Raw genomic sequence first — 22,461 nt, 5'->3', positions numbered from 1 at the left:
GGGGAAGTGATTTTTCTAATAATTAATTATTAAATATGTATACAAATAATAATAGTATTCAACCGGGGTTGACTTTAAGCGATCGCTATGTAATTGTTCGTCAAATTGGTCAAGGTGGTTTTGGCCGTACTTATTTAGCTGAAGATGTTAACCGCTTCCGAGAACTTTGTGTTTTAAAGGAATTTTCTCCTCAGGTGCAAACTGACTATGTTGTGCAAAAGGCGGGAGAACTGTTTGAACGAGAAGCAAGTGTTCTCTACAAGTTGCAACATCCGCAAATTCCCCGCTTTCGGGAACTGCTGCGAATCAATTTGGCAGGGAAGGAATATTTATTTTTAGTGCAAGATTATGTAGAAGGGCAAACCTACAACTCCTTATTAAATGCTCGTCTACAGCAGGGTTTACGATTTACGGAGTTGGAAATTCGCCAGTTATTGCAACAAATTCTGCCAGTGTTGGATTATATTCACTCGATAGGGGTGATTCACCGGGATATTTCACCAGATAATTTAATTCTGCGTTCAATTGACCAATTACCAGTATTAATTGATTTTGGTGGCGTTAAACAAGTAGCCGCCACAGTCGCTTCCGAATATTATCAACCCGAAAAATTCACATCTTCCCCATCACCAACTTTGCTGGGTAAAGTGGGATTCGCCCCTCCAGAACAAATGCAAACAGGTTTGGTGTCTACTCACACCGACTTTTATGCTTTAGCAGTAACAGCACTAGTTTTATTAACAGGAAAACAGCCGCAAGAACTTATAGATAATTATAATCTTACCTGGCAATGGCGACGAGAGGTAACTCTCAGCCCTGTTTTGGGACAAGTATTAGATAAAATGCTAGCACCCAGGCCAGGCGATCGCTATCAATCAGCTAATCACATCCTACAAGCCCTCAACCCGGCACAAGTCAGCTATCCCCCAGCTCAATACCCCAACATCCCACCCGCCACATCTGCGACAGTTGCAGTTTCCCCTCCTCCCCCTGTCTCCCCATCCCCCTCATCTCCCCCATCCCCTCAACCCTGGTGGACACCAGCCAAAGCCTTTCTAGCAGTACTGCTATTAGCTAGTACAGCGGGAGCAATTTGGTGGGGAGTCAGTCGTGGCGATAGCGATCGCGGCGAAGTCGAGCCGACACCCACCCCCACAGTTGAACAACCGACTGATCCCTTAGCGAAATTTTCCCCAGAAGAACGACAACGCAAACAAAGATTGAGTGCGCGTCGTCAACAGTTGGGGATTAGTTCTAACTTTTATGTCAGCTTAGTTAATCAATTCTTCTGGGACAACAACCCCAATTTACGGGGACGCACTCTCAGCGATGAACCCCAAGATGAAGGTTTGCGGGCAGAATGGGATCAAACAGCCGCCCAATTGCTAGAAAAACTTGCCCCATTGAGTAGTGGCGCCCGGCGTCAGTTGGGTACTTACACAGCAGCCGAACGCGATCGCTGGCGAGTGGAAGTTAACAGAGTTCGTGTCAGTAGTACTGCGTTATATGATTTAGGTGATGCGGCATTCTACAACGAATTTCCAGAACAGCGTGGCAGAGATTTTATTAATCAGCCTGTAGGACAAGTTTGGCACGGCTTTGTGAGCGATAAGCTGAATGCGATCCTATCTGGGACAGCTTTGCAAAAAATCACATTTGATCAAGGTGCTACTAGCAGAACAGTCAGTGGCAATTTACAATCTGCTGTTCACCCAGCCGGGGGTAAAGTTTTCATTGCTGATCTAGCCCAAAATCAGTTAATGCAAGTAAAACTCGAAGCAAGTCCTCAAGTTTTGCTTTCAGTTTATTCTCCTTCTGGTAAAGTCAAATTTTTAGAAGATTCTAAAGAACGTAATTTATCCACTAAATTACCAGAATCAGGATTTTATGAGTTTGTTGTGGTTTCTACAGCATCAGAACCACTCAATTATCAACTCAGCATCTCAGCAGAAACACCCACTCCAGAACCGACACCCACACCCACCCCGACACCAGAACCCACTCCCACACCTACGCCGACACCCACGCCTACGCCGACGCCAGAACCGACACCCACACCTACGCCAGAACCCACGCCTACGCCTCCTGAAACTGAACCCAGCTAAGTTTCATTTGGAAACATCGATGATAGAAATTAAACCAATACAACCACACCAAACTGAAGACTGTGCGTTCGCTGATTTTGAGGGAGCAAAAGGAATTAATTGCTTTGTGGGTAAGGGTTAAGACGATTTTTAAAGCAAAGGTATTATGAGAGAGGATTTGAGGGTAGTGTGAAGTGAGGATGGTGTTGGGATGGGGTGCATGAATGAGCGAGACAGAAGTAAAAATAAGCTCCGAACGGATCGTCAGACAGGTACTTCAACCAGCTCAAGATTCTTTGCAAGGTCTTTATGATGGCAATCCCAAGCGAAAAACGGATCGTCCTTCTGCCGAACAAATACTTAAGGTTTTTTGTCACATAACTCTTTATTTCTTCCCTGATTCTACGGTCTTCATTACACCTCTCAACCAGCTTCAGAAACAGATTCTTTCTACCATGAAAATCCCTGAATCCCTTTATGAACTTGAACTTAAGCTGTGTAAGACACAATTCCCCCTCGCTGGGTCAAAATGAGCGAACGCACAGTAAAAAGTTTGTAAAAATCAAGGTTTAGTGCCTGAAATCCATACCCCGGTTGTGTTAAAAACAACTGGGCGTGTTGATGTTCGGTCACAGGAACACGACTGCACTTTAGTTTGACCGGAAGCAATAGTTTTAGCTTACTTGAAACTTGCGGAATGTGAGTTATTAGATCACACTTAATGAAATTCGGATTATTAGAAAAATAACTAAATAAATGATTAAACTTAATCCCAATTTAATTACTAAAAAATCAGAAATAATCCAGATAAAATTGAATATTATAATAACAAGAAAAAGCAAGACAATCAATGCAGTAGCAAAAGGAGCAAGCCTTGAGAAAATTCTAAATATCTTAGATATTTCTGCTTCAGATTTTAATCCCTCTGGTTTAGAAATTATGCCAGTCAAAATATATTCAATAATATTGCTGTGGTTACTTTCCTCTAGAGGTTTTCCATGATCTCCATTAAAATAGTACAATTCTTGCAGTCGATTATCTCCCATCAAAAAACCATCAAATCCTCCAGTTCCAATATCTAGCATTCCTACTCCTCGTAAACCATTACACAGAATTCCCACAGGCAAATCAGAAGAGCTACGGGCGTTGCATAGTATTTCTACTTGCTCCTTATCAAATCTCTCTTTCCACGGATAGTCTCGTGGTAAAACACTACCAGCCAAATAAACTCGCTGGAACTTCATTCCAGATAATTTCTTTAAGCTTTCCCCTAGAATATAAGTACCATTACTATGTCCAATAAAATGGAAATTAGTGTCAGGATATTTAGCAAAATAGTAGCTATATTCATCTTGAAACCAGTTAACATTCATTTGGCGAAGACCAGGAAAAACAAAGTTAAACGCTGAGAAGTAATCGTAGGAAGGAGTGATAACTACTGTGTCTGGATCTTCTAGACCTATTTTCTCTTTTACTTGTCCAACCCAGCCACTATTGCTAGCTCGAATTCCATGAAGAATAAATATAATATTATTTTTAGCAATGGATGGCTCTAAATTCGGATTTTCACCTAATGGTCTTTCGCCCAGAATTGCTTCCTTAATTAGCTTATATCTTTCTTGTTTGTTTTCTTCAGAGTCTAGGAGGTGGATATTAGTGTTTTGAGCATCAGGAACATCTATATGAAAAGCATCAGGAAACTGCTCTAAATCAATACTGTCGTCACGAGTTATGTTTCCATCTTTTGACCCCAAAAGTTGAACGACAGTTAGTGGATAATAAGATTTGTTGAAATGTCTAATCCAGTCAATTCTTAAATTAGTGATAAATGCAGAACCCCTAACAAAGTCTTGTAATGGCATTAATCTCCGTAAAGAAAAAGATGTAGCCTTCTCAAAGGCTCTTGCTATTTGCCAAATTAGAGATTGAGTAGGATTTAAACCGCGATTAGGTGAAGCGAAAAGAACAAAGCGCCTAACGTATTCATACCAGGGACTTTTATCAAAACTGGGGTACATCCCAGAGGCAAGTAGATAAGCTTGCCGGACAAAAATACCACCTAAACCATGCCCGATGAGGATAACTTCGTCAAAAGGTCTGTCTTTTTGCCATTTCGCATCTATTTTGGCTTTTAGCTGTCTGGATAAGTTGATACCTCTTTCAAAACTCCAATCATGAAGTTTATGGTTATCCCAAAACAGCCATTCACTCTCAGTTAGGGCAGTTTCCCTCTGAAGTTCTGTAACTAATGGCTCCCAACTCTGAGAATTTTGATTTTCTGCGGGAACAACAACGATGAGCCGTTTTAAGGAAGTTGAGCTAACAGGAGTAGTTCTAGTCGCAGATTGACTGGTTGTTTTTGTTCCGTCTGTCCCTCCCCAAGCAAGTCCTACAGGCTGTTGCTCGAAACTTGCTTTAATTCCTAAGTTATTTTCTATATATTCAGCCAGTAAACTAGCATTTCCATCTTGCGAACTGTAAGTGATAACTAAAGCTGGCTGTACTTTTTGTATTAGTGACACTACTTCGTTCACATCAGCACTATTAGAGTCAAAATTTCCTGATTTTACATCTACAACTAAAACATCTATTTCAGGGAATAAAAGCTGGGATAAATTCGGATTCCAAGAGAAATCCGATGAATACATTACTTTAATGCCATTTTCAGTGCGAACCACTGGCATCACTGAACCGGGCATATAACCCGATGGAAACAGACATATTTGAATATTCTCGACTGTATGACAGCTTCCATCTGCTGGAAGAACTACAAATTGCTCGCGTCTAAATTTTATATCTGGAGATTTTTCTAACAACTTTTCATAAGTTTCTTGACTTAAAACAATTTTTCTTTGCTTTCCTTTACTGGTATTGAAATCCTTAAGACGATTGATATTACTCTGTATGCGGATAGAACGCTCTAGGGCAAATCCATCGCAAGTCACAGCCTGACCAATAAGAATGCATCCATCCTTGCGAACCGTAGCCGCACCTCGAAGATTATTCATTGTTGCTCCTTTTCATCAGTAAATTGGCGACAAAAGCTTCGAGTTTTTCGGGTTTAAGATAGGGAGCAACTGTAGAATTTTTCATGGCTGACTCCGTTAACGTGAAGCTAAAACGTCCATCTTTGATAGCAGCAGAAAGAACGTTTTCCTCACGTACTAGCTTAGATAAAATAGCTCGAAGCTCACAACTATACTGTTCTTCCCATTGGCTCTCATTAGTTAAAGTTGGAAGTTGCCCCAAAAAAACATAATGGTGAATAACCTTGGGTCGAGTTGAGTCAATTGTTTCTATACAGTGCGTTAAGCTTCCTCCTCCCCGTAAGTTGCATTGAAGAATTGCACGAACTTCTTCTTTACTCCTCTGATTTTCAAGCGCATCTTTAGCTAAAAGCTTAATTTTTTCTGGCTCTTTAGCTCTAGAAATTTCAGACGCTACGGAAAAAGACAGATGACCTGGTGATGTTCCCCAATTGACGAGAGATTGTAGTTCAGGCGGGAGCAATAATAGTGAAAGAAACCTACGCAAAATAGAGGAGTCTTTTAACTCCAGTTCCTGGGCGATTTGATTGAGGGAAATTCCTTGTATTTGATACAAGCGATTTAATAATTGAGCAACTTGTATCGGAGACAATCTGCGATTTTTCTTATGCGTTCCAATAGAGAGAATTATATCTCGCCGTTCATCAGACGAAAGTGAATCTAACATAAATATTTTAACTTAGAGATAACCCCGTTCAGAAAGTGCTGTTTCAAGGAGAGTGACCACTGCATTGTTTTGGTCAATATCCTCATCTTGTGTAAATTTATTTATAGCACTATATAGGTTGTCGCCAACGACTATTCTGAGATTTATTTGCTTCTGCCGTCTACTCATTTTGATAACTTCTTTTGGAGGAATGCTTGGTTCTTGAATCGCAACTTTTTCGATTTGTTGTTGTTGAACACCACTCATGTTTTGCATTTCTTCAGCATAAATAATAGCAGCTTCTTCGTTCACCTCTTTACTACTTGAATCTGTAGCTGCTTTTTGCGCTCTAAGAGCAACATCAAGCTTTAAACCGCTTTCAACTTTTTGTTTTAGTGGTTCAATAAGTTGCTCATACTTTACATACTGGCTGACCTTATAATATGGAAGTCCTAATGTTTCTGAAATCCTTTTGATAGACCCATATTTTCTGTACAATTCTGTGCAAGCATCAATATAGTCTTGGGTTGACAAATTTTGTCGAACCATATTTTCAGTTAGAGAAATCGCTTTTGCAAAACCTGGTTCTACTTGTTCAGAAAGTATTGTGGCACGTATAGTTTCACATTCTAAATACTGATGGGCTAAAAAACGCCTCTGACCTGTGACTACTTCATATCGACCATCCGCTTTCATGAAAACAACAATTGGCTCAAGAAGTCCTATTTTTTCAATGCTGGCTGCTAATTCCTGAATACCTTCATCAACATCGCTAGTACGAACTTGAGACAATCCGATATCAATTTGATCAAGTCGAATTTTTTCAACTGTGCTATTTTCAATAATTGTCATATGTACCTCATTCTCAACCGTTTTATATTTAAATAATGGAATTAAAAACTTCAATATTTTAATTCTAATGTTGGCTATTTTGGCAATTCATTTAGCTTCATTGATGCTAGTTTATATGAAAGCTAACAGTGATTAGCTATTAAAATTTTCGTCTAATCACTGTTAACTATTAACTGCTTAGGCTTCGTCTAAAGCTGCAATTCCAGGCAAAGTCTTACCTTCAAGCAACTCCAAGCTAGCGCCACCGCCAGTAGAAATGTGGCTCATTTGATCAGCTAAACCAACTTTTTCCACAGCCGCTACTGAGTCACCACCACCGATAATAGTGGTTGTACCAGTTTTGCTAATTTCTGCCAAAGTATGCGCGATCGCTTCGGTACCTGCGGCAAATTTATCAAACTCAAATACACCCATTGGCCCGTTCCAAATAACGGTTTTGCAATCAGCCAAAGCTTCTTGGAAAACTTTGATTGAATCGGGGCCAATATCCAAACCCATCCCATCAGCTGGAATATTTTCAATGCTGACAGTTGTAGCGTTGGCATCGGGGGCAAACTTATCTGCTGATACGATATCTGTGGGTAACAGTAAAGCCACACCACGTTCTTTAGCTTTCGCTTCCAAAGTCTTAGCTAATTCCAGCTTGTCTTCTTCCACTAGAGACTTACCAACACTCAAACCACGGGCTTTGTAGAAGGTAAAAATCATACCCCCGCCGATGATCAGCTTGTCGCACTTTTCTAGCAGGGTTTCAATGACCCCAATTTTGCTGGAAACTTTGGAACCACCAATAATCGCTGCCAAAGGACGTTGAGGATCTTCAATTGCACTTTGCAAATATTGCAATTCCTTCTCGATCAAATATCCACCTACAGAGGGACTCAAATAGTGAGTTACACCTTCAGTGGAAGCATGGGCGCGGTGTGCAGTCCCAAAAGCATCATTTACATAAAAATCAGCATTAGCTGCCAGTTTTTTCGCAAATTCTGGGTCGTTTTTTTCTTCTTCTTTGTAAAAGCGGACATTTTCTAGTAAAAGAACTTGTCCATTTTGTAACTCCCCAACTTTGGCAGCAACAGCATCACCGATACAGTCATCAGTCTTCACGACTTCTTGACCTAGCAATTCCGAGAGACGCTTGGCAACCGGGGTCAAACGCAACTTGTCATCCACACCCTTGGGACGACCAAAATGGCTTGCTAAAATTACCTTAGCTCCCTTCTGCATCAAATCTTTGATGGTAGGTAACGCGGCGCGAATCCGAGTATCGTCTGTGATGTTGCCTTGGTCATCCAAAGGCACATTAAAATCAACCCGTACTAAAGCCCGTTTCCCAGAAATATCACTTGCAGATAAATTTGCTAAAGTTTTTTTGGACACAGATAGACCCTCCTGATTGCCTTTTTGTTATTGTTTTGAAAGTAGAACCATCCAGATTTTACCGGAGTCAGGGGGGCCTAGGTGAGAGAGATGTTTAAGACAGTACTATTTCCAATAGATCAAAGTCGGGAAGCGCGGGAAGCTGCTGACGTAGTTACCAATGTTGTCCAGAAGTACGGCAGTCGCTTGGTGCTGCTGTCTGTGGTGGAAGAACCTTCTCCAGACACACCGAGTGCAGACCCTATGGTGTCGTCAGAGGTTGTAGCCAAATTGCTGGAAAATGCCCGATCTTTATTTTCTGGGCAAGGAATTCCTGCCGAGATTATCGAAAAGCAAGGCAAACCAGCTTTTACCATTTGCGATGTTGCTGACGATATTGGGGCAGATTTAATTATTATGGGCTGTCGAGGCTTAGGTTTAACCGAAGAGGGCGCAACTGATAGCGTCACCACACGTGTAATTAATCTTTCCCCGTGCCCAGTGCTAATTGTGCCGTAAAAGCTTGTATTCAGGGCTTTAGCCCTGAAAAACTCGATTAGCAACACACATTAAGAGCTATAAATATATTTAAAGTTTAATTTCAACGAATTACATCCCAGATTTAAAAATTTCGTAACATCCCTCCCTGTTCACAGGTAACAAAGTACGGTTATCCGGCTACCTGTAGGCAACAGAGGAGGGCTTTTTAGCGTCACCATAGATATATTCACTGCTCTTAAGGAAATACAATTCTTTTTTTAACAAAACGGTTTTGCACTATAATTGTAAGATTTGACTAAGTTACTTTACTATCTACCAGATTTGTTTTAATATAAGGTAAGTAGAACTCATACCGACTTCAGATTTTACAGTTGTAGCAAGCGACTGAGGATAAAAAAGAATTCTCGCAAATAAACCAGCGTGCTTCTAAGAGATTCAAAGATTTAGGAAAGGTAGAGGAACTCATATCAGGGATACATCTTCTTGATATTTCATACATGACGCATGAATTGGCTTGTTTTGGTAGCGCCCGATGTTCCGTGATCTGTGTACTACCTTTCCCGACTCGATTTAGTTATACAAAATCCGTTGTGTTTACGGAGTAGAGGACAACGCACCAATGCCTACTGTTAACACCCAAACTGAAAACCTCAATACAAAATTCACGGCCGATATGGTGCGAACCTATCTGCGCGAAATCGGTCGTGTGCCACTGCTAACTCGTGAAGAAGAGATTATCTTTGGTAAGCAGGTACAACAAATGATGACGCTTCTAGACGCAAAAGAAGCGTTGGCCAAGAAGCTAGATTATGAACCTAGTTTACCAGAGTGGGCTGCCCATGTTGACCAATCGGAAACCGAGGTCAAGCAGGTTGTAGCTCAAGGTAAACGAGCTAAACAAAAAATGATTGAAGCGAATCTGCGCTTGGTGGTTGCCATTGCTAAGAAATACCAGAAGCGCAATATGGAGTTTTTGGATTTGATCCAAGAAGGAACTCTAGGATTAGAGCGGGGTGTAGAGAAGTTTGATCCCACCAGGGGTTATAAGTTCTCAACCTATGCTTACTGGTGGATTCGCCAAGCAATTACCAGAGCGATCGCCCAACAAGGCCGGACTATTCGCTTACCAATTCACATTACCGAGAAACTCAACAAAATCAAAAAAGTCCAACGAGAACTAGCTCAGAAGTTAGGGCGATCGCCTAATCCGGCGGAAATTGCCAAAGAACTAGAGTTAGAGCCAACTCAGATTCGTGAGTATCTGAATATGGCTCGTCAACCAGTCTCATTAGATGTCAGAGTTGGCGATAATCAAGATACTGAGTTGCAAGAAATGCTGGAAGATGACGGCCCATCACCAGAGTATTACACCACTCAAGAATTCTTGCGCCAAGACTTAAATAACATGCTGGCAGAACTAACCCCTCAACAGCGAGAAGTTTTAGCCCTGCGCTTCGGTTTAGAAGATGGTAACGAAATGTCGTTAGCGAAAGTCGGTGAACGCTTAAATCTCAGTCGTGAGCGCGTCCGCCAGCTAGAACATCAAGCTCTTGCTCATTTGCGCCGTCGTCGCGCCAATATCAAAGAGTACGTTGCTAGCTAAAAGCAGATAGCTTTCGCTGACGCGCCTCCTGGATTCAGGGGGCGATTTTTTTATGTAGGGTTTGCTCATAGCCTCTAACCCCCAGCCTCTCACTAAAAAATATTTACACTTTTTCGGAATAGAGATACTTGCCGTTGTAGCTGTTGATGTTCACAGCAAACGGATTGATGTTTTTGGAAAAATGTAAAATCAAAAAAATAGTAACAGCATACGAGTATTTTTATCATCATCCTCCAATCGGATGAATCTTTTGGGTGAAGCTGCAATTGTGTAAATGAGAGTACTGTGCAATTACAGCTAAAAATTAAATAAAAAATTCATTTTCTGGAAATTTTCACATCTAAAAAATATTAAGACATATCAAACCTTTGATGGAGCCTTGAATAATCAATAATTGGCTATGGTTTAAGTAAGTCGCAGAGGAAATAGTTAATTTTTTTACAGGAGAAATCGGGTGCTTAACAACATTGCTAAATTTTTACCCGCGCGCCAGTTGAGACTTCCCATTCTTGGCTTACTACTGACAATTGGCGTTGTGGGTGTACAGACTAAACCATTGCTGAGAAACCAAACACAAACAGCATACGCATCTACAGCCTTAGCTGCAAATCATAGTCAAGCTTCTGTTTTACCTCGCCTTAGACAAGTTAGAGAACAAAGAAGTTTACTGCGAAGAATTGCTGTAGATACTCAGCATCAAGAAAATAGTCCACAAACTACGACCTCAAATACTTCTATTAATCAATCATCTGTTCGCTCTCAAGGACGCTACAAACTAGTATCTTCTGCGGACTTATCAAAGAGCATCAAAACCACACCTCAAGCTCCTGCATTAGTTGATAAGCAAGTGGCTGCAAACACAACTGGAGCTAGTCCTAGAGCTAATTTTCCCACAAAAGATGGAATTTATCTCTATGGTCAATCACCAAGAGCCAACCAACTTGGTCAAGGATATGTCATATTTCAGCAGCGCCAGGGTAGGGTGACAGGTGCTTTATATATGCCCCAATCGGAGTTTAGCTGCTTTCAAGGAAAAATCGGCCAATCAGGAGAATTGGCAATGACTGTGACTGGTTCCCCTGGGGAAGTTGGCTCAAATCAAGTAGCAACAGCTAACCAACTACAAGTACCTAACTTTAGTGATGATCAAATGATTACTTATGCTCACTCAGTAGCACTGCAAGACTATCATCAACTAAAGTCCATTAGTAATAATGACAGACGCATTTTGCAAATGTGTAATGAATTTGCCACAGGTGTGGACAACAAGCTAGTCAAATAAAGATGAATATTTCCAGTTTGATCATTTAATACTCAATCCCGGCTTGCGCCTTCACACCTTGATCCCGGAAAGGATGTTTAATCAAAGTCATTTCGGTGACCAAATCTGCTCGCTCGATTAATGCAGGTGGCGCACCTCTACCTGTAAGAATTACGTGTTTGCTTGGTGGTTTCTCTGCTAAACCTGCTAAAACCTCGTCTACTTGTAAATAAGCCATTTTCAGGGCAATATTTATTTCATCCAAAAGCACCACTTGAAAGTCTGGGTTGCGGATGTATTCTAATGATTTTTCCCAAGCAGCGCTGGCTTTGTCGAGGTCGCGATCGCGGTCTTGAGTTTCCCAGGTGAAGCCTTCGCCCATAGCATGAAATTCTAGCTGGTCTTCCCAAAGGCTGAAAACTCTTTTCTCTGATGGTTCCCAGGCTCCTTTGATGAATTGGATGATCGCTACTTTATAGCCATGACCGAGCGATCGCAACACCATTCCCAAGGCCGCTGTGGTTTTACCTTTACCGTTACCAGTATTGACAATAATTAACCCTTTTTCTGGTACAGCCTCAGCTATCCGGCGATCCTGCACTTCTTTACGCCGCTGCATCTTTGTGCGGTACTGATCATCAGTTAAGTTAGGTAGGGTTGAGGACATCACTTCGTCTATTAAGCGTTCAATCTCTTTATCTGAGTTTAACTCTTCTGGTGTATCGCTTTTCATCAACCTTGCCTAAAAATAACTACTGCTATCGACAAAATTCCTTGATTCTCATTAAATACAACTAAAAAATACTGCTCTTTCTTAGCTAAATACTAGGTTTATTATAATTAATATTTTTCCTACAAAAAGTCATATAAACATTTTTATTTTGCTAAAACTGCTTTGTTTTTATTTAATTTACATATGATTTTCGCAAAATAATAATTTTGCTGAAGTTGTGAAAGTTACTTTTTTGGATAAAACTTTAGAGAAAGAAAAAACATATAAATAAATTCAAATTACTATGTTATATAGTATTTTAAAACAATTAATTATTTTCTTCAATTAATTACAGCATTTTTAAAAAGTTTACCAATAAAAATATATGCCATGCATTAAAAAATCGGGATTTGAGACTCTTTTAGTTTGCAAAATATATAGCGTTAAATCAATATTTCATGACTTGTTTAATTACTTGCACAAATTAGTAATTGTTAACATTTTCAGCCCTGATTTTTCAATAAAGTTGAATGTATTCGCTTTTTATTTTCTATCTGCTCTTAAATTTTAAATTTGAGAAAATGCTGACAAATATTAGCAGCGGATGTCCTCTCACAACTTGTTACTAGACACGTTCCCAGGTCAAAGACTGAGGATAACCACCGATGGGAGGTGTAATCAATACAAGCTTATCGCCGATAAATTGGAAATTGCGTTCCAGTTTTGTACCAGTCCAATCAGGTATGAGGCTAACTTCCACATGATGAATCACAGTTTCTCCCTGTATTTCATATCTACCGCTATAAGAAACATAGTTAGCAGCTGCTTGCAAATACCTAAAAATGGCCTTGATAAACTTCCAACCAGTTACTAGTAGCCAGGGTCTTAAAAAGACTTTTCTCGCCTGCATTAGTTCTTCTGAAGGAATTTCAATTAGCAGACGATGGGATTTCATAATTATTGCAGATATATAACCATCTGCGGTGTATGTAATATAACCAATGGGATTTTCACCAAAGGGATAATGAATCTGACCATCGGCAGCTTTAGTTTCCCAAGCCACTAATTTCCACGTCCCGACAATATTTTTATTGCTCATTTTGTTTGTATATATTAACTTTTTAAACTTGTGCGACTAGATATAGATAATTTTTCCATTGTCTAATAAAACGTGCCAGTTATTTAGCTATCACATGAGTATAATTTCTATGGATAGGTGATTTTTGTTAGTTGTGAGTAATGTATTTAGGATTATTTCCTACAGGTAATGACAGAAGTTGCAAAAATCTAGATAACATGAGATTCGGCGTGTTTACTATACGGGAGTGCCAAAATGTCAAAACAACTGGGTCAAAAAATTGCACCCATACCCATGTCAGCTGATATTGGTGTGGTGGATTTGATTGATAATTACTTTACTGCTTACAACTCAGCGCGGTTACGGGAAATTTGTCAACTACTGAGTCGTGAGGTGCTAACTGATGGTGTCACTGTAGGAGTGAGCCTTTCTGGGGCGATGACACCCGCCGGATTTGGGGTTTCAGCATTAGCACCTTTAATTCGTAACGGTTTTATTGACTGGATGATTAGTACTGGTGCAAATCTTTACCATGATATGCACTATGGTTTAGGTTTTGAACTTTTTGCAGGGAATCCATTTTTGGATGATGTGAAACTGCGCCAAGATGGTACCATTCGCATCTATGACATTATCTTTGGCTACGATGTACTTTTAGAAACTGATGCTTTTATCCGCAAGATTTTGCAAGCAGAACCATTTCAAAAACGGATGGGAACTGCTGAATTTCATCATCTCCTGGGTAAGTATGTCCGAGAAGTAGAAAAGCAATTAGGAATACAACATTCTTGTTTGTTAGCTACAGCTTATGAATGCGGCGTACCTATTTACACATCTTCACCAGGAGATAGTTCTATAGGGATGAACGTAGCGGCGTTGGCGTTGGAAGGTTCAAAGTTAATTCTAGACCCTTCAATTGACGTCAATGAAACAGCTGCGATCGCCTATTGTGCGCGAGAATCAGCAGGGAAAAGTGCAGCTGTAATTCTCGGCGGTGGTAGTCCTAAAAACTTTTTGTTACAAACTCAACCGCAGATTCACGAGGTCTTAGGACTAGAAGAACGAGGACACGATTACTTTGTCCAGTTTACCGATGCTCGACCAGATACAGGTGGCTTGTCAGGGGCAACTCCTTCGGAAGCCGTAAGTTGGGGTAAAATCGACCCGGAAGAACTACCCAGCACAATTGTTTGTTACACCGATAGCACAATTGCTCTACCGTTAGTCACAGCATATGTTCTCAAGCAATGTCAGCCCCGGCCTCTAAAAAGGTTATACGACAGAAGAGAAGCAATGTTTAATAAATTGCAAACAGACTATTTAGCAGCTCTAGCACAGCCATCAGATCAAGTCCCCGCTGCTGTAGCTGAGATGGCATCCCAGGAGGTGGCCACTTACCCCTGTGGTAGAGTGATTCCCCATACATAAGCCATAAAGAAATTTGGGCCAAAATTTTTCCACATTATCTTTGGAGAATTAGGAGCCATTTAATTGGCTGAAATGATTTAAATCTCTTGTGGGGTGGGCATCTTGCCTGCCCGTCGTCGAGCTAATGGCATTTACGGCTCCAACGAAGAGTTAAACTGAGGGTCTAGTTTAGCTATTGGCAAGCCAAGCCCGGGCTGTCTCAACTTGCGATCGCTTTATTTGGTTGTTTTTCAAGCTGGTCGTCTTTTAAAATCAGCCCCAGTTCAGAGCGAATATCAGCGATCGCCCGTGTCCAATTTTCCTCTATCTCCTGATGAATAAGTACGGGGAAGTGGATACTTTTATCCCAACACAACTGGCAAATGCTTGTAAGAATGAAGTCCGGGTGTCGTCTCAAACTCAAGCGCTGAGGGAGCAACGGCTAGATGCAGATTAGGATTTCGCACTATCAGGTTAGTGAGAGCAATTTTGGCTTCCATTCGAGCCAAAGGAGCGCCCAAACAGGCGTGAATACCGCTGCCGAAGCCAAGATGCTTGTTGGGCGATCGCTCAATATCAAACACCTCCGGATTCTCGAACACTTCTGAATCATGGTTCGCCGCGCCAATGCAAGCGACAACAACTTCCCCTTTGGGGATACTAACGCCTTGGATCACCATGTCTTCGCCTGCATAGGCTAGCTCTGTGACAAATACGGGACTAGTGAACCGTAAAATCTCTTCGACTGCGGGTTCAATCAAATCTGGATTAGCCCTTAGTTTTGCAAGCTGGTCAGGGTGCTGAAGTAGCGCAATCACGCCGTTCGTAATCAAATGTACCGTGGTTTGATAGCCCGCAGCGATTATTAAAAAGACCATGCTGACAATCTCATCTTCGCTTAACTTCTGCCCTTCTTCTTCCGCTTGGATGAGTCCAGTGAGCATGTCGTTACCCGGATTCTTTCTTTTTCGATTAATTAGCTCACGCACAAGATGAGACAGACGCGGCACATCCCAAAGCATCGTCAAAATAATTCGTAGGCCTGAGAACCCTTTAACCACAGCTTCGATGCCCTCGTAGAACCTGGGCATGTCTTCATCAGCAACGCCAACCATTTCTTGAATAACAGTGACGGGAATCGGCAGGGCGTAAGCTTCTTTTAGATCGACTGATCCTTCTGCTTTACTTTTAGCTTCTGCTTGATCGAGCAGGTTGTTCGTGAGCTGCTCAATGCGATCGCTCAACTCGGACATTGACTTTCTTGTAAAAGCTTGATGCACTAGGCTACGCAAACGCTTATGGTCGGGTTCGTCTGAGCCGATCATGCTGTGCAGTATCAGCTCAGTCGATTTCGGCAGTGGGATGAAGGAAGGCAGCAGTGGGGTGCTGGTGTCTATGGTGCGATTGTCCCGGATGACTCTAGGGTCTTTTAGCAAAGCAACGCAGTCCTCGTAGCGAGAGATGACGTAAGCTTTTCCAGTTACATACTTGCAGCAAGCCACAGGTGCTTCCTGACGCATCCACTTGTAGTACTCATACTTGTTACTGGCAAACTCTTTTGAGGTTAAGTCAGGAGGCGTTTGCAGGTTGCTGAATGTCTGTGTGGTTGTCATGGTTTATTTCCTTTTGTTGGTAGATAAGTTGAAATAGGTGATTAGTAACAGACGGCATAGGCTGTCTAGATCGGGTTTTGAGCTAGTAGCGCTAGCTATTGATTAGCCATGCACGGGCTTCCTCAATTTGCGATCGCTCAAAGGCTTTCACCTTGGCAGACAAAATATTATCCGCAGCCGCAGAGATAGTTCGTACCCATTCCGCATCTGCGACAACCGCAGCGTGAGTGAAATCGCCTACATGGTTCAGCCCAAACTGAGCATCTTTCCAGAGAGTAATCGGATCTATGCCCTCAAAGCTGCGGATTTCTTCTAGCAGCCTCAGCTTGCCGTGCTTCTCAATATCAGCCTTGATCTGAGCAACGACTCGATCAAAATCTGCTTCGGTGATCTTACCTTCAACCGTGAGTTCGACAATGTTGTTGTTGGGGTTGTTTGTGTACTCAATCATGAAGTGTCTCCTTTAGTTAAGTTGTGGTTACAGGGTTTGTACGCAGCCTATTTCAGGGTGTTAAGCGACAACGCCTTCTTTGGATAGAACTTTAGCGATCGCTTGATTCGATTGTCTTTCAAGCTGCTCGTCTGCTAAAATCAGCCCTAATTCAGCACGAATATCAGCGATCGCACGCCCCCAATTTTCCTCAAAGCGATAAGCTAAAAGACAGGTTGCTTGCTCACCAAGAGCTTTACCTCTGCGAATATTGGAGCGCATCTGCTGACCCTGAGAGCGAAAAATTAGCGGGTACAGGAATGTCATTACAGGATTAAAAACATTTAGAAGCTTACTGTAGTCTTGAGCGATCATGAACGCTGCTACACCCATTTCACCTGCATAACTGGTATCAAAGCCTAGCAACACATGAAAAACATCGTGGGTGAGAGTGTAGCGCAGCCCGAAGGGACTGAGACTAGCTTCTTCCCGCAAATCGGCACTGATTTCTAACGGTTGAATCCCGTTTTTCAGCATATGTTGAGCATACTCATAGCCCAATGTGCCTTCAGGAAGCTGACGAAGTTCTTCCAGATCAATGCTGGGATAGTAGCCTGCGAGGTCTTGCATTTGAGCCACAACATCAGGATTGGCACTCATCCCAAACATCTCAAATTTGAGAAACGCGATGTCTCCAGCTTGACCTAATGTGTAGTAGTCTTTGATTGCTTTGATGAAGCGTTTGATAGTAGCCATAATTATTAAATCCTTTTTTATGTGGCCAGTTAGTCATATGACCGACTAGTCATATCATAGTTCCAAAACAAGCTGACTGTCAATTTTTACAAGGTGTAACTCAGACTGTTTCAGCCTCGCTGACCTAAGTTTTCGGCGTTAGCTGTAAATACAAACAAGGGACGACAATCAGCGCAATTACTGTGGCAGCAAGCAAACCAGAAATAATTGCTACACACAGGGGCATCCAAGTTGGGTCACTGAGGGCAAGGGGAATTAAGCCGATAATTGTAGTGATACTAGTTGTCAGCACAGGTCGCAGACGGTCGGCGACTCCTTTGGCGGCAGCCTCTCGCACCTTCATCCCTTCATTTTGATAGCTATTCATCGTATCAACCATGACAATTGCGTCATTGACAACGATACCGACCAGAGCAATGATGCCGATAAAGGCTGTGAAAGAAAAAGCAATCCCCAGCAGGAGAAAACCGCCGATAGTGCCAATTAAAGCGAAGGGAATAGCCAGTAGAATAATAAACGGCTGTCTGAAGGAGCCAAGTTGCAGAACCAGGACGGCAAAGACCATAAAGATAGCTAAACCGAGGGCTTGACCTGCTGAACCAAAAGTTTCTGCTTGATCTGCTGTTTCACCGCCCAGATTATAGCTGTAGCCTTGAGGCCAGGACTGTTGCATTTTTTGCAGCTTCGGTTGCAAATCGCCAGTAATTTCACCGGGAGTTCGACTTTCAACCTTGGATAAAACAGTTACAGTTCGTTGCCCACCTCTATGAGTAATCAACAGGGGAGCTTGACCTTGTAGGGTTTCCACAACTGCACCTGCTGGAATCACCTTTTGATCTGAATTTGAGCCAAAGAAGCGGATTGTCGCCAGTTCATCTCGACGTGTGGGGCCACCGACTGCCCCATTGCGCGATCGCCAAGCTGTACTGAGACGAATTTCGATATCTTCTTGATTACCACCGATGACAAAATCACCAACATCGCTGGTTGTCATATAATAGCGGGCTTGAGTCGCTAGTTCATCTTCGCTAATTCCGTAAAAATCTAGTGCCTCGCGTTTGGGAATCAGTTTCAAGTCCGGCTGCAAAACACCAAGGTTATCGCGGACATCGGTTGTTCCCGGAATTTGTCGCAACGCCAACTGCACCTCACTGGAAATCTGCCGCAGTTGATCGAGTTCAGTCCCAGCGATTTCTACTTGAATTGGGTCTCCACTACCTGCTGCTTGCTGGGCATTTAATACTAGTTTTGCTCCCGGATAGACATCTATTGCTTGAGTTAGTTCTTGCCGCAAGCCGTCTAAGTACTTATAGGATATTTGATCGCGCTCTTTTTCGGGAATAAATACCGCAGAAAAGCCCAACAAGTAACTACCTTGACTTGGTTGCAACTCACCAGAACTGACGAGGTTACTTTGCTGACCGACATATTTAATCACACTTTTCAAATATTTTTTATCACGCAAAATTTTCCCTAAGTCATCTGCTACTTGTTGGGAGACATCAATAGTAGTTGAAGGCGGCATTTCGACGTTAACGCTAAAATTACGCGAATCTCCTTCAGGAAAAAATATGATCGAGATTTGTGTGAACGCAAACATCGCACAAACAAATAAAGCAACTGTCCCTAATGTCCAAGCACGGGCTGTAGTTTTGTTGCGTACAGTTGTATTCAAACTCCATCGGGCAAATCGCTTGGAAGCAGCTTCACTGAGTCGATCAATGCGTGATTTCTTTTGACTTTTGACATTAGCCAACAGAAAACGCGATAGGGGAATATCGACGAGAATAGCGATCGTAAAACTCAGCAAAAGACAAATAATTGCTGTAATCGGCAGCAGGCGAATAAACTTACCCAAAGTGCCGCTAATTGCCATTAACGGAGCCATAGCCAAAATAGTTGTTAATTGACCAGCAAAAGCCGGCACAGCATAGGTTTTAACCGTCTTTAGCGCTGCTTGGTTAAAGCTGAGTCTCTCAACAAAAATTGCCTCATGCATCCCCTCCATCATCAGGATGAATACATCCACCAACAACCCCAGCGACAACACCATGCCGATTAGCACCATGTTATTCAGGGTTTGACCCATCAGCCACAGAACTGCTAAAGCTCCTAAAAAGGTTAAAGGAATTGAGAGGCCGGCAATCAACGCCTCGCGCCAGGAAAGGGCAATAAATAAGATCACAAACACAGCCACCATCGACTGCAAAGCATTACTGAACAAATTGCCCAACTGCTCCCAAATGGTTTCTGAATCATCAGCGATGACCCGGTACTCCATCCCATAAGGCCAATCATCGGGGTTTTTCTGCGCTGCTTCAATCTCGGCGATGACTTTGCTAATTACCTCAATCGAGTCTTGTCCAGGTATCTTTTTTACGCCAACGCTGACAACAGGTTGAAATTCTCCCCGTTCCCAACTAATGAAAGCACGGGTTTCTTCTTGTTCCAACTCCCGACGCACAGAAGCAATTTCACTTAAGCGGACAACTCGCCCATCAAGACGAGCGATGGGTAAATTCCGTAATGTCTCCAAATTACGAAACCGTCCAAAAAAGCGGACTTGAGTACCAATTGTGTTGCTTTCCACCTCATCCAAGGGTGTATCGAGGTTGGCGGCTCGGATCTGGTTAGCTACTGTAGCTGGTGAAATTCCCAGTTTTACCAAGCGGCTGGGATTCATTTGCACCTGCACGACTTCTTCCCTAGCACCCCCAAGGTTGACTTCGGTGACACCAGAAACTCTTTCGAGTCTGTCTTGTAATCTCTCGGCTGCTCGATTTAAAACAGTTGCATCCAAATTGCCAAATATGGCCACAGTCAAAATTGGCGCGTCATTTACTGAAACCGCCTTTACTACTGGCTGTTGAGCATCTCTAGGCAAATTTGGTTCGGCTTGAGAAACAGCATCGCGCAACTTCTGAATTGCTTGATCGGGGTCGGCGTTGGAATTAAATTCTACATTAATCAGTGAAAAACCAGTGAAGGAAGCACTTTTAAGCTGCTTTAAATTTTCTACCGATTTAATCTCTTTTTCAAGTTGATTCGTGACTTGCTGCTCAATGGTTTCTGGATCAGCACCGCCCCAAGTCGTAGTTACACTGGCAACAGCAATGTCAATATCAGGATTGGACTCTTTGGGCATTGACATATAACCCAACAGTCCGCCGACTACCAATAGCAAACTTAAAAGAATCCCAAAAATTGGTTGCAGGAAAAAGAAGCGAGAAAGTGGTGAAGCGTTGCGGACATTTGGGACTTTCTCTTGCTGATTTGGAGATGGGGAATGTCCGTTTCTCTGGGCAAAGGTGTCTTTTTCTTCTGGAGGTGTTTGCAAGTTGCTCATTATTTCACCTCCTTGTTATTGATTACCTTAACTGGTGTCCCATCCACAAGCCGATTTTGTCCCTCAGTGACTAGCTTTTCTCCTGCTGACACGCCCTTAAGAATCTCTCGCTGGGTGATACCTTCAATTCCCGACTCAATTTGACGCTGTTCTACAACCCCCTTTTCGGGGTTAACAACGAAAACATAGGGCTTTTGGTCGCGGAAAACAAAGGCATTGAGGGGGGCAACAACGGCGTTTTGCTTTTGAGCCACCGCAATCCAAGTAGTGACACGTTCGCCGTGTTGTAGCTTTGCTGTCCCGGAATTTAGCCGGATGGTAGCTTGAATTGACCGCCCTCCAGGACTTACGGCTGGGTTAACTGCAATCACCTGACCACGGGCGCGGGCGCTTTCAATCAACGTTTGATTATTGCCAGCGTTGATGTCTGATTCTGAGGATATCAGCGCAGTTTGATTAGTCTGTACACGCTCTCCACTTTCAGCCGAGAGGTCTACAACGACCTCAAACTGAGTTGGATCAATGACAACAATGGGTATCCTCTCATTAATTCCTTGCAAATCTCCCCCAATTTGGGAAGAGACAGATTGAGGAGTGTAATATTGTCCTTCTCTAATGTTGAGATAGGCAATAATGCCACTAAAAGGAGCATAAAGTTTAGTGCCTTCTAAGACGACTTTAGCTTGAGTCAGTTGGGCTTTGGCTGTTGTAATGCTCGATTCGGTGGCTTCTAGTTGTTGTTGGGCGGCTGTAACTTGAGATTGAGCCGATTGAATTTGAGATTTGGCAGATGCAACTTGAGCAGAAGTGGCGCGAATGTCAGCCTCAGCATCCCGAACCGCATTTATGCGAGTGTCGATCTCGCTGGCTGGAACTGCCCCTTCGTTAAATAGGTATTGGTAGCGTTTAAGTTGGGTTTGTGCCAAGTTGCGTTGAGACTGGGCTTTTGCTACCTGTGCCTGTAATTGTTCCACCTGCGATCGCGCCTGTGCTACCTGTGACTGTGCGGAAGCTACATCAGCAGCAGCTGCGGCTTTGCGTTTTTGGGCTTCGGCGATCGCAGCTTCAGCTTTACTGATGTTTGCCAGTTCTTCGCGATCGTCAATTTGGGCAAGTAGTTCGCCTTTTATCACTCTATCTCCTTCCCGTAAGGAACGTGAGCCTCGTTTGGCAATGTTAGTAACATCTCCTGCGACATCAAAGGCCAGATACCTAAACTGTTTTGCCTGGAGTGTTCCCTCTGTCGAAACCCAAGCGCGAATCAATTCGGTTTTGGCTGTGGTAACTCGTACTGGTAATGGCGAATACTCTACGGCGGTGGTAGGCGTTTTCTCTGCATTATCTCCCTGGCGCATGAATAATACACCACCGATGGCTAAAATTGCACCTAATAGTGGTAAGATTAACCAGATTTTTTTGAACTTTTTTTTCTGGCGATCGGATGGTTTGGGAGATTGTTCTACTTCTAAATTTTCTTCTTGGGACTGTTCGGGTATATCTGTGAATGAAACAATATCATCGGTGTAATGTTCAGCGACTTCTTTTGTATCTGTTATTACTAAATAAGATGAGCTAGATGTGTTTTTTTCAAGGGACATGTGTGAATACCTGTAAATATCAGGATACGAGCTTTATTTGATTTTTTAAATTGGCATTTTTGGGATTATTTTTTATTAATAAAAAATAGATCCAGCTTAGTACGGCTTTACGAAAATCGTGGCGAATTGAGGGTTGAAATTTAAACGCCAAGGCACGCAAAGGTACGC

General features: G+C 42.5%; 18 protein-coding genes. 6 read left to right on the top strand and 12 right to left on the bottom strand.

The features are described from left to right. Window positions 1-35 precede the first annotated feature (35 nt). Together ACM0OT_RS17995 and ACM0OT_RS17990 are read left to right on the top strand one after the other, a co-directional pair. The gene (locus tag ACM0OT_RS17995) at window positions 36-2,105 is read left to right on the top strand and encodes a protein kinase domain-containing protein (RefSeq protein ID WP_414565792.1); all 2,070 of its coding nucleotides are present in this window, start codon (window positions 36-38) and stop codon (window positions 2,103-2,105) included. A 203-nt stretch (window positions 2,106-2,308) separates the two neighbouring features. Further along, window positions 2,309-2,617 carry a hypothetical protein gene (locus tag ACM0OT_RS17990; protein ID WP_414565791.1) on the top strand — a complete coding sequence of 103 codons (309 nt, stop codon included), beginning with the start codon at window positions 2,309-2,311 and terminating at the stop codon, window positions 2,615-2,617. 174 nt (window positions 2,618-2,791) lie between these two features. Here the strand turns inward: ACM0OT_RS17990 and ACM0OT_RS17985 are convergent, their stop codons facing one another. The 4 genes from ACM0OT_RS17985 to ACM0OT_RS17970 all read right to left on the bottom strand — a co-directional run bounded on the left by ACM0OT_RS17985 (window position 2,792) and on the right by ACM0OT_RS17970 (window position 8,009). Then, entirely contained in the window at window positions 2,792-5,092 is a 2,301-nt protein-coding gene (locus tag ACM0OT_RS17985; protein ID WP_414565790.1) for a hypothetical protein, read from the bottom strand. After that, complete coding sequence (locus ACM0OT_RS17980; RefSeq protein WP_414565789.1) at window positions 5,085-5,798, bottom strand: hypothetical protein; 714 nt, start codon at window positions 5,796-5,798, stop codon at window positions 5,085-5,087. Before ACM0OT_RS17980 ends, ACM0OT_RS17985 begins: the two co-directional genes overlap by 8 nt. 12 nt (window positions 5,799-5,810) lie before the next feature. Further along, on the bottom strand, window positions 5,811-6,629 hold the full coding sequence (locus ACM0OT_RS17975) for a ParB/RepB/Spo0J family partition protein (RefSeq protein WP_414565788.1): 819 nt from the start codon (window positions 6,627-6,629) through the stop codon (window positions 5,811-5,813). A gap of 177 nt (window positions 6,630-6,806) precedes the next feature. Further along, window positions 6,807-8,009 (bottom strand): phosphoglycerate kinase, encoded by a 1,203-nt coding sequence (locus ACM0OT_RS17970; protein WP_414546174.1) that lies wholly within the window; start codon window positions 8,007-8,009, stop codon window positions 6,807-6,809. A 90-nt stretch (window positions 8,010-8,099) separates the two neighbouring features. On the opposite strand from ACM0OT_RS17970, the gene ACM0OT_RS17965 reads away from it, so the two are divergent. The 3 genes from ACM0OT_RS17965 to ACM0OT_RS17955 all read left to right on the top strand — a co-directional run bounded on the left by ACM0OT_RS17965 (window position 8,100) and on the right by ACM0OT_RS17955 (window position 11,374). After that, complete coding sequence (locus ACM0OT_RS17965; protein WP_414565787.1) at window positions 8,100-8,507, top strand: universal stress protein; 408 nt, start codon at window positions 8,100-8,102, stop codon at window positions 8,505-8,507. A gap of 601 nt (window positions 8,508-9,108) precedes the next feature. After that, entirely contained in the window at window positions 9,109-10,092 is a 984-nt protein-coding gene (locus tag ACM0OT_RS17960; RefSeq protein ID WP_414565786.1) for an RNA polymerase sigma factor, RpoD/SigA family, read from the top strand. Window positions 10,093-10,546: 454 nt separating this feature from the next. Next, window positions 10,547-11,374: a hypothetical protein gene (locus ACM0OT_RS17955; RefSeq protein ID WP_414565785.1), complete on the top strand. Its 828-nt coding sequence runs from the start codon at window positions 10,547-10,549 to the stop codon at window positions 11,372-11,374. Between the two features lie 25 nt (window positions 11,375-11,399). On the opposite strand, the gene cobO is transcribed toward ACM0OT_RS17955, so the two are convergent. Next, the gene (gene cobO, locus ACM0OT_RS17950) at window positions 11,400-12,086 is read right to left on the bottom strand and encodes a cob(I)yrinic acid a,c-diamide adenosyltransferase (RefSeq protein WP_414565784.1); all 687 of its coding nucleotides are present in this window, start codon (window positions 12,084-12,086) and stop codon (window positions 11,400-11,402) included. A gap of 604 nt (window positions 12,087-12,690) precedes the next feature. Further along, entirely contained in the window at window positions 12,691-13,164 is a 474-nt protein-coding gene (locus tag ACM0OT_RS17945) for a lipocalin-like domain-containing protein (protein ID WP_414565783.1), read from the bottom strand. Window positions 13,165-13,398: 234 nt separating this feature from the next. On the opposite strand from ACM0OT_RS17945, the gene ACM0OT_RS17940 reads away from it, so the two are divergent. Next, window positions 13,399-14,571: a homospermidine biosynthesis protein gene (locus ACM0OT_RS17940; protein ID WP_414565782.1), complete on the top strand. Its 1,173-nt coding sequence runs from the start codon at window positions 13,399-13,401 to the stop codon at window positions 14,569-14,571. A gap of 199 nt (window positions 14,572-14,770) precedes the next feature. Here ACM0OT_RS17940 and ACM0OT_RS17935 read toward each other — a convergent pair whose 3' ends face one another. From ACM0OT_RS17935 to ACM0OT_RS17910, 6 genes are all read right to left on the bottom strand, one after another. Next, window positions 14,771-14,926, bottom strand: coding sequence for a hypothetical protein (locus ACM0OT_RS17935; protein WP_414565781.1), 156 nt, complete (start codon window positions 14,924-14,926; stop codon window positions 14,771-14,773). Further along, the gene (locus ACM0OT_RS17930; RefSeq protein ID WP_414565780.1) at window positions 14,913-16,163 is read right to left on the bottom strand and encodes a cytochrome P450 family protein; all 1,251 of its coding nucleotides are present in this window, start codon (window positions 16,161-16,163) and stop codon (window positions 14,913-14,915) included. The genes ACM0OT_RS17935 and ACM0OT_RS17930 overlap by 14 nt, the downstream gene beginning before the upstream one ends. 91 nt (window positions 16,164-16,254) lie before the next feature. Then, complete coding sequence (locus ACM0OT_RS17925) at window positions 16,255-16,614, bottom strand: STAS/SEC14 domain-containing protein (RefSeq protein ID WP_414565779.1); 360 nt, start codon at window positions 16,612-16,614, stop codon at window positions 16,255-16,257. Window positions 16,615-16,674: 60 nt separating this feature from the next. After that, window positions 16,675-17,349 carry a Coq4 family protein gene (locus ACM0OT_RS17920; protein WP_414565778.1) on the bottom strand — a complete coding sequence of 225 codons (675 nt, stop codon included), beginning with the start codon at window positions 17,347-17,349 and terminating at the stop codon, window positions 16,675-16,677. Between the two features lie 124 nt (window positions 17,350-17,473). Next, window positions 17,474-20,695 (bottom strand): efflux RND transporter permease subunit, encoded by a 3,222-nt coding sequence (locus tag ACM0OT_RS17915; RefSeq protein WP_414565777.1) that lies wholly within the window; start codon window positions 20,693-20,695, stop codon window positions 17,474-17,476. Then, the gene (locus ACM0OT_RS17910) at window positions 20,695-22,293 is read right to left on the bottom strand and encodes an efflux transporter periplasmic adaptor subunit (protein ID WP_414565776.1); all 1,599 of its coding nucleotides are present in this window, start codon (window positions 22,291-22,293) and stop codon (window positions 20,695-20,697) included. The genes ACM0OT_RS17915 and ACM0OT_RS17910 overlap by 1 nt, the downstream gene beginning before the upstream one ends. Window positions 22,294-22,461 lie beyond the last annotated feature (168 nt).

It is taken from the genome of Anabaena sp. CCY 9613 (genome assembly GCF_963920895.1).
Taxonomy (GTDB): domain Bacteria; phylum Cyanobacteriota; class Cyanobacteriia; order Cyanobacteriales; family Nostocaceae; genus Cyanocohniella.
Note: the sequence above shows the minus strand (reverse complement) of the source record. Positions and strands in the feature narration are given on the sequence as shown.

Coding starts and splice junctions, on each gene's coding strand:
- ACM0OT_RS17995 (WP_414565792.1), top strand. CDS start 36: ATGTATACAAATAATAATAGTATTCAACCGGGGTTGACTTTAAGCGAT.
- ACM0OT_RS17930 (WP_414565780.1), bottom strand. CDS start 16,163: ATGACAACCACACAGACATTCAGCAACCTGCAAACGCCTCCTGACTTA.
- ACM0OT_RS17915 (WP_414565777.1), bottom strand. CDS start 20,695: ATGAGCAACTTGCAAACACCTCCAGAAGAAAAAGACACCTTTGCCCAG.
- ACM0OT_RS17960 (WP_414565786.1), top strand. CDS start 9,109: ATGCCTACTGTTAACACCCAAACTGAAAACCTCAATACAAAATTCACG.
- ACM0OT_RS17910 (WP_414565776.1), bottom strand. CDS start 22,293: ATGTCCCTTGAAAAAAACACATCTAGCTCATCTTATTTAGTAATAACA.
- ACM0OT_RS17985 (WP_414565790.1), bottom strand. CDS start 5,092: ATGAATAATCTTCGAGGTGCGGCTACGGTTCGCAAGGATGGATGCATT.
- cobO (WP_414565784.1), bottom strand. CDS start 12,086: ATGAAAAGCGATACACCAGAAGAGTTAAACTCAGATAAAGAGATTGAA.
- ACM0OT_RS17965 (WP_414565787.1), top strand. CDS start 8,100: ATGTTTAAGACAGTACTATTTCCAATAGATCAAAGTCGGGAAGCGCGG.
- ACM0OT_RS17975 (WP_414565788.1), bottom strand. CDS start 6,629: ATGACAATTATTGAAAATAGCACAGTTGAAAAAATTCGACTTGATCAA.
- ACM0OT_RS17925 (WP_414565779.1), bottom strand. CDS start 16,614: ATGATTGAGTACACAAACAACCCCAACAACAACATTGTCGAACTCACG.
- ACM0OT_RS17940 (WP_414565782.1), top strand. CDS start 13,399: ATGTCAAAACAACTGGGTCAAAAAATTGCACCCATACCCATGTCAGCT.
- ACM0OT_RS17980 (WP_414565789.1), bottom strand. CDS start 5,798: ATGTTAGATTCACTTTCGTCTGATGAACGGCGAGATATAATTCTCTCT.
- ACM0OT_RS17920 (WP_414565778.1), bottom strand. CDS start 17,349: ATGGCTACTATCAAACGCTTCATCAAAGCAATCAAAGACTACTACACA.
- ACM0OT_RS17990 (WP_414565791.1), top strand. CDS start 2,309: ATGAGCGAGACAGAAGTAAAAATAAGCTCCGAACGGATCGTCAGACAG.
- ACM0OT_RS17945 (WP_414565783.1), bottom strand. CDS start 13,164: ATGAGCAATAAAAATATTGTCGGGACGTGGAAATTAGTGGCTTGGGAA.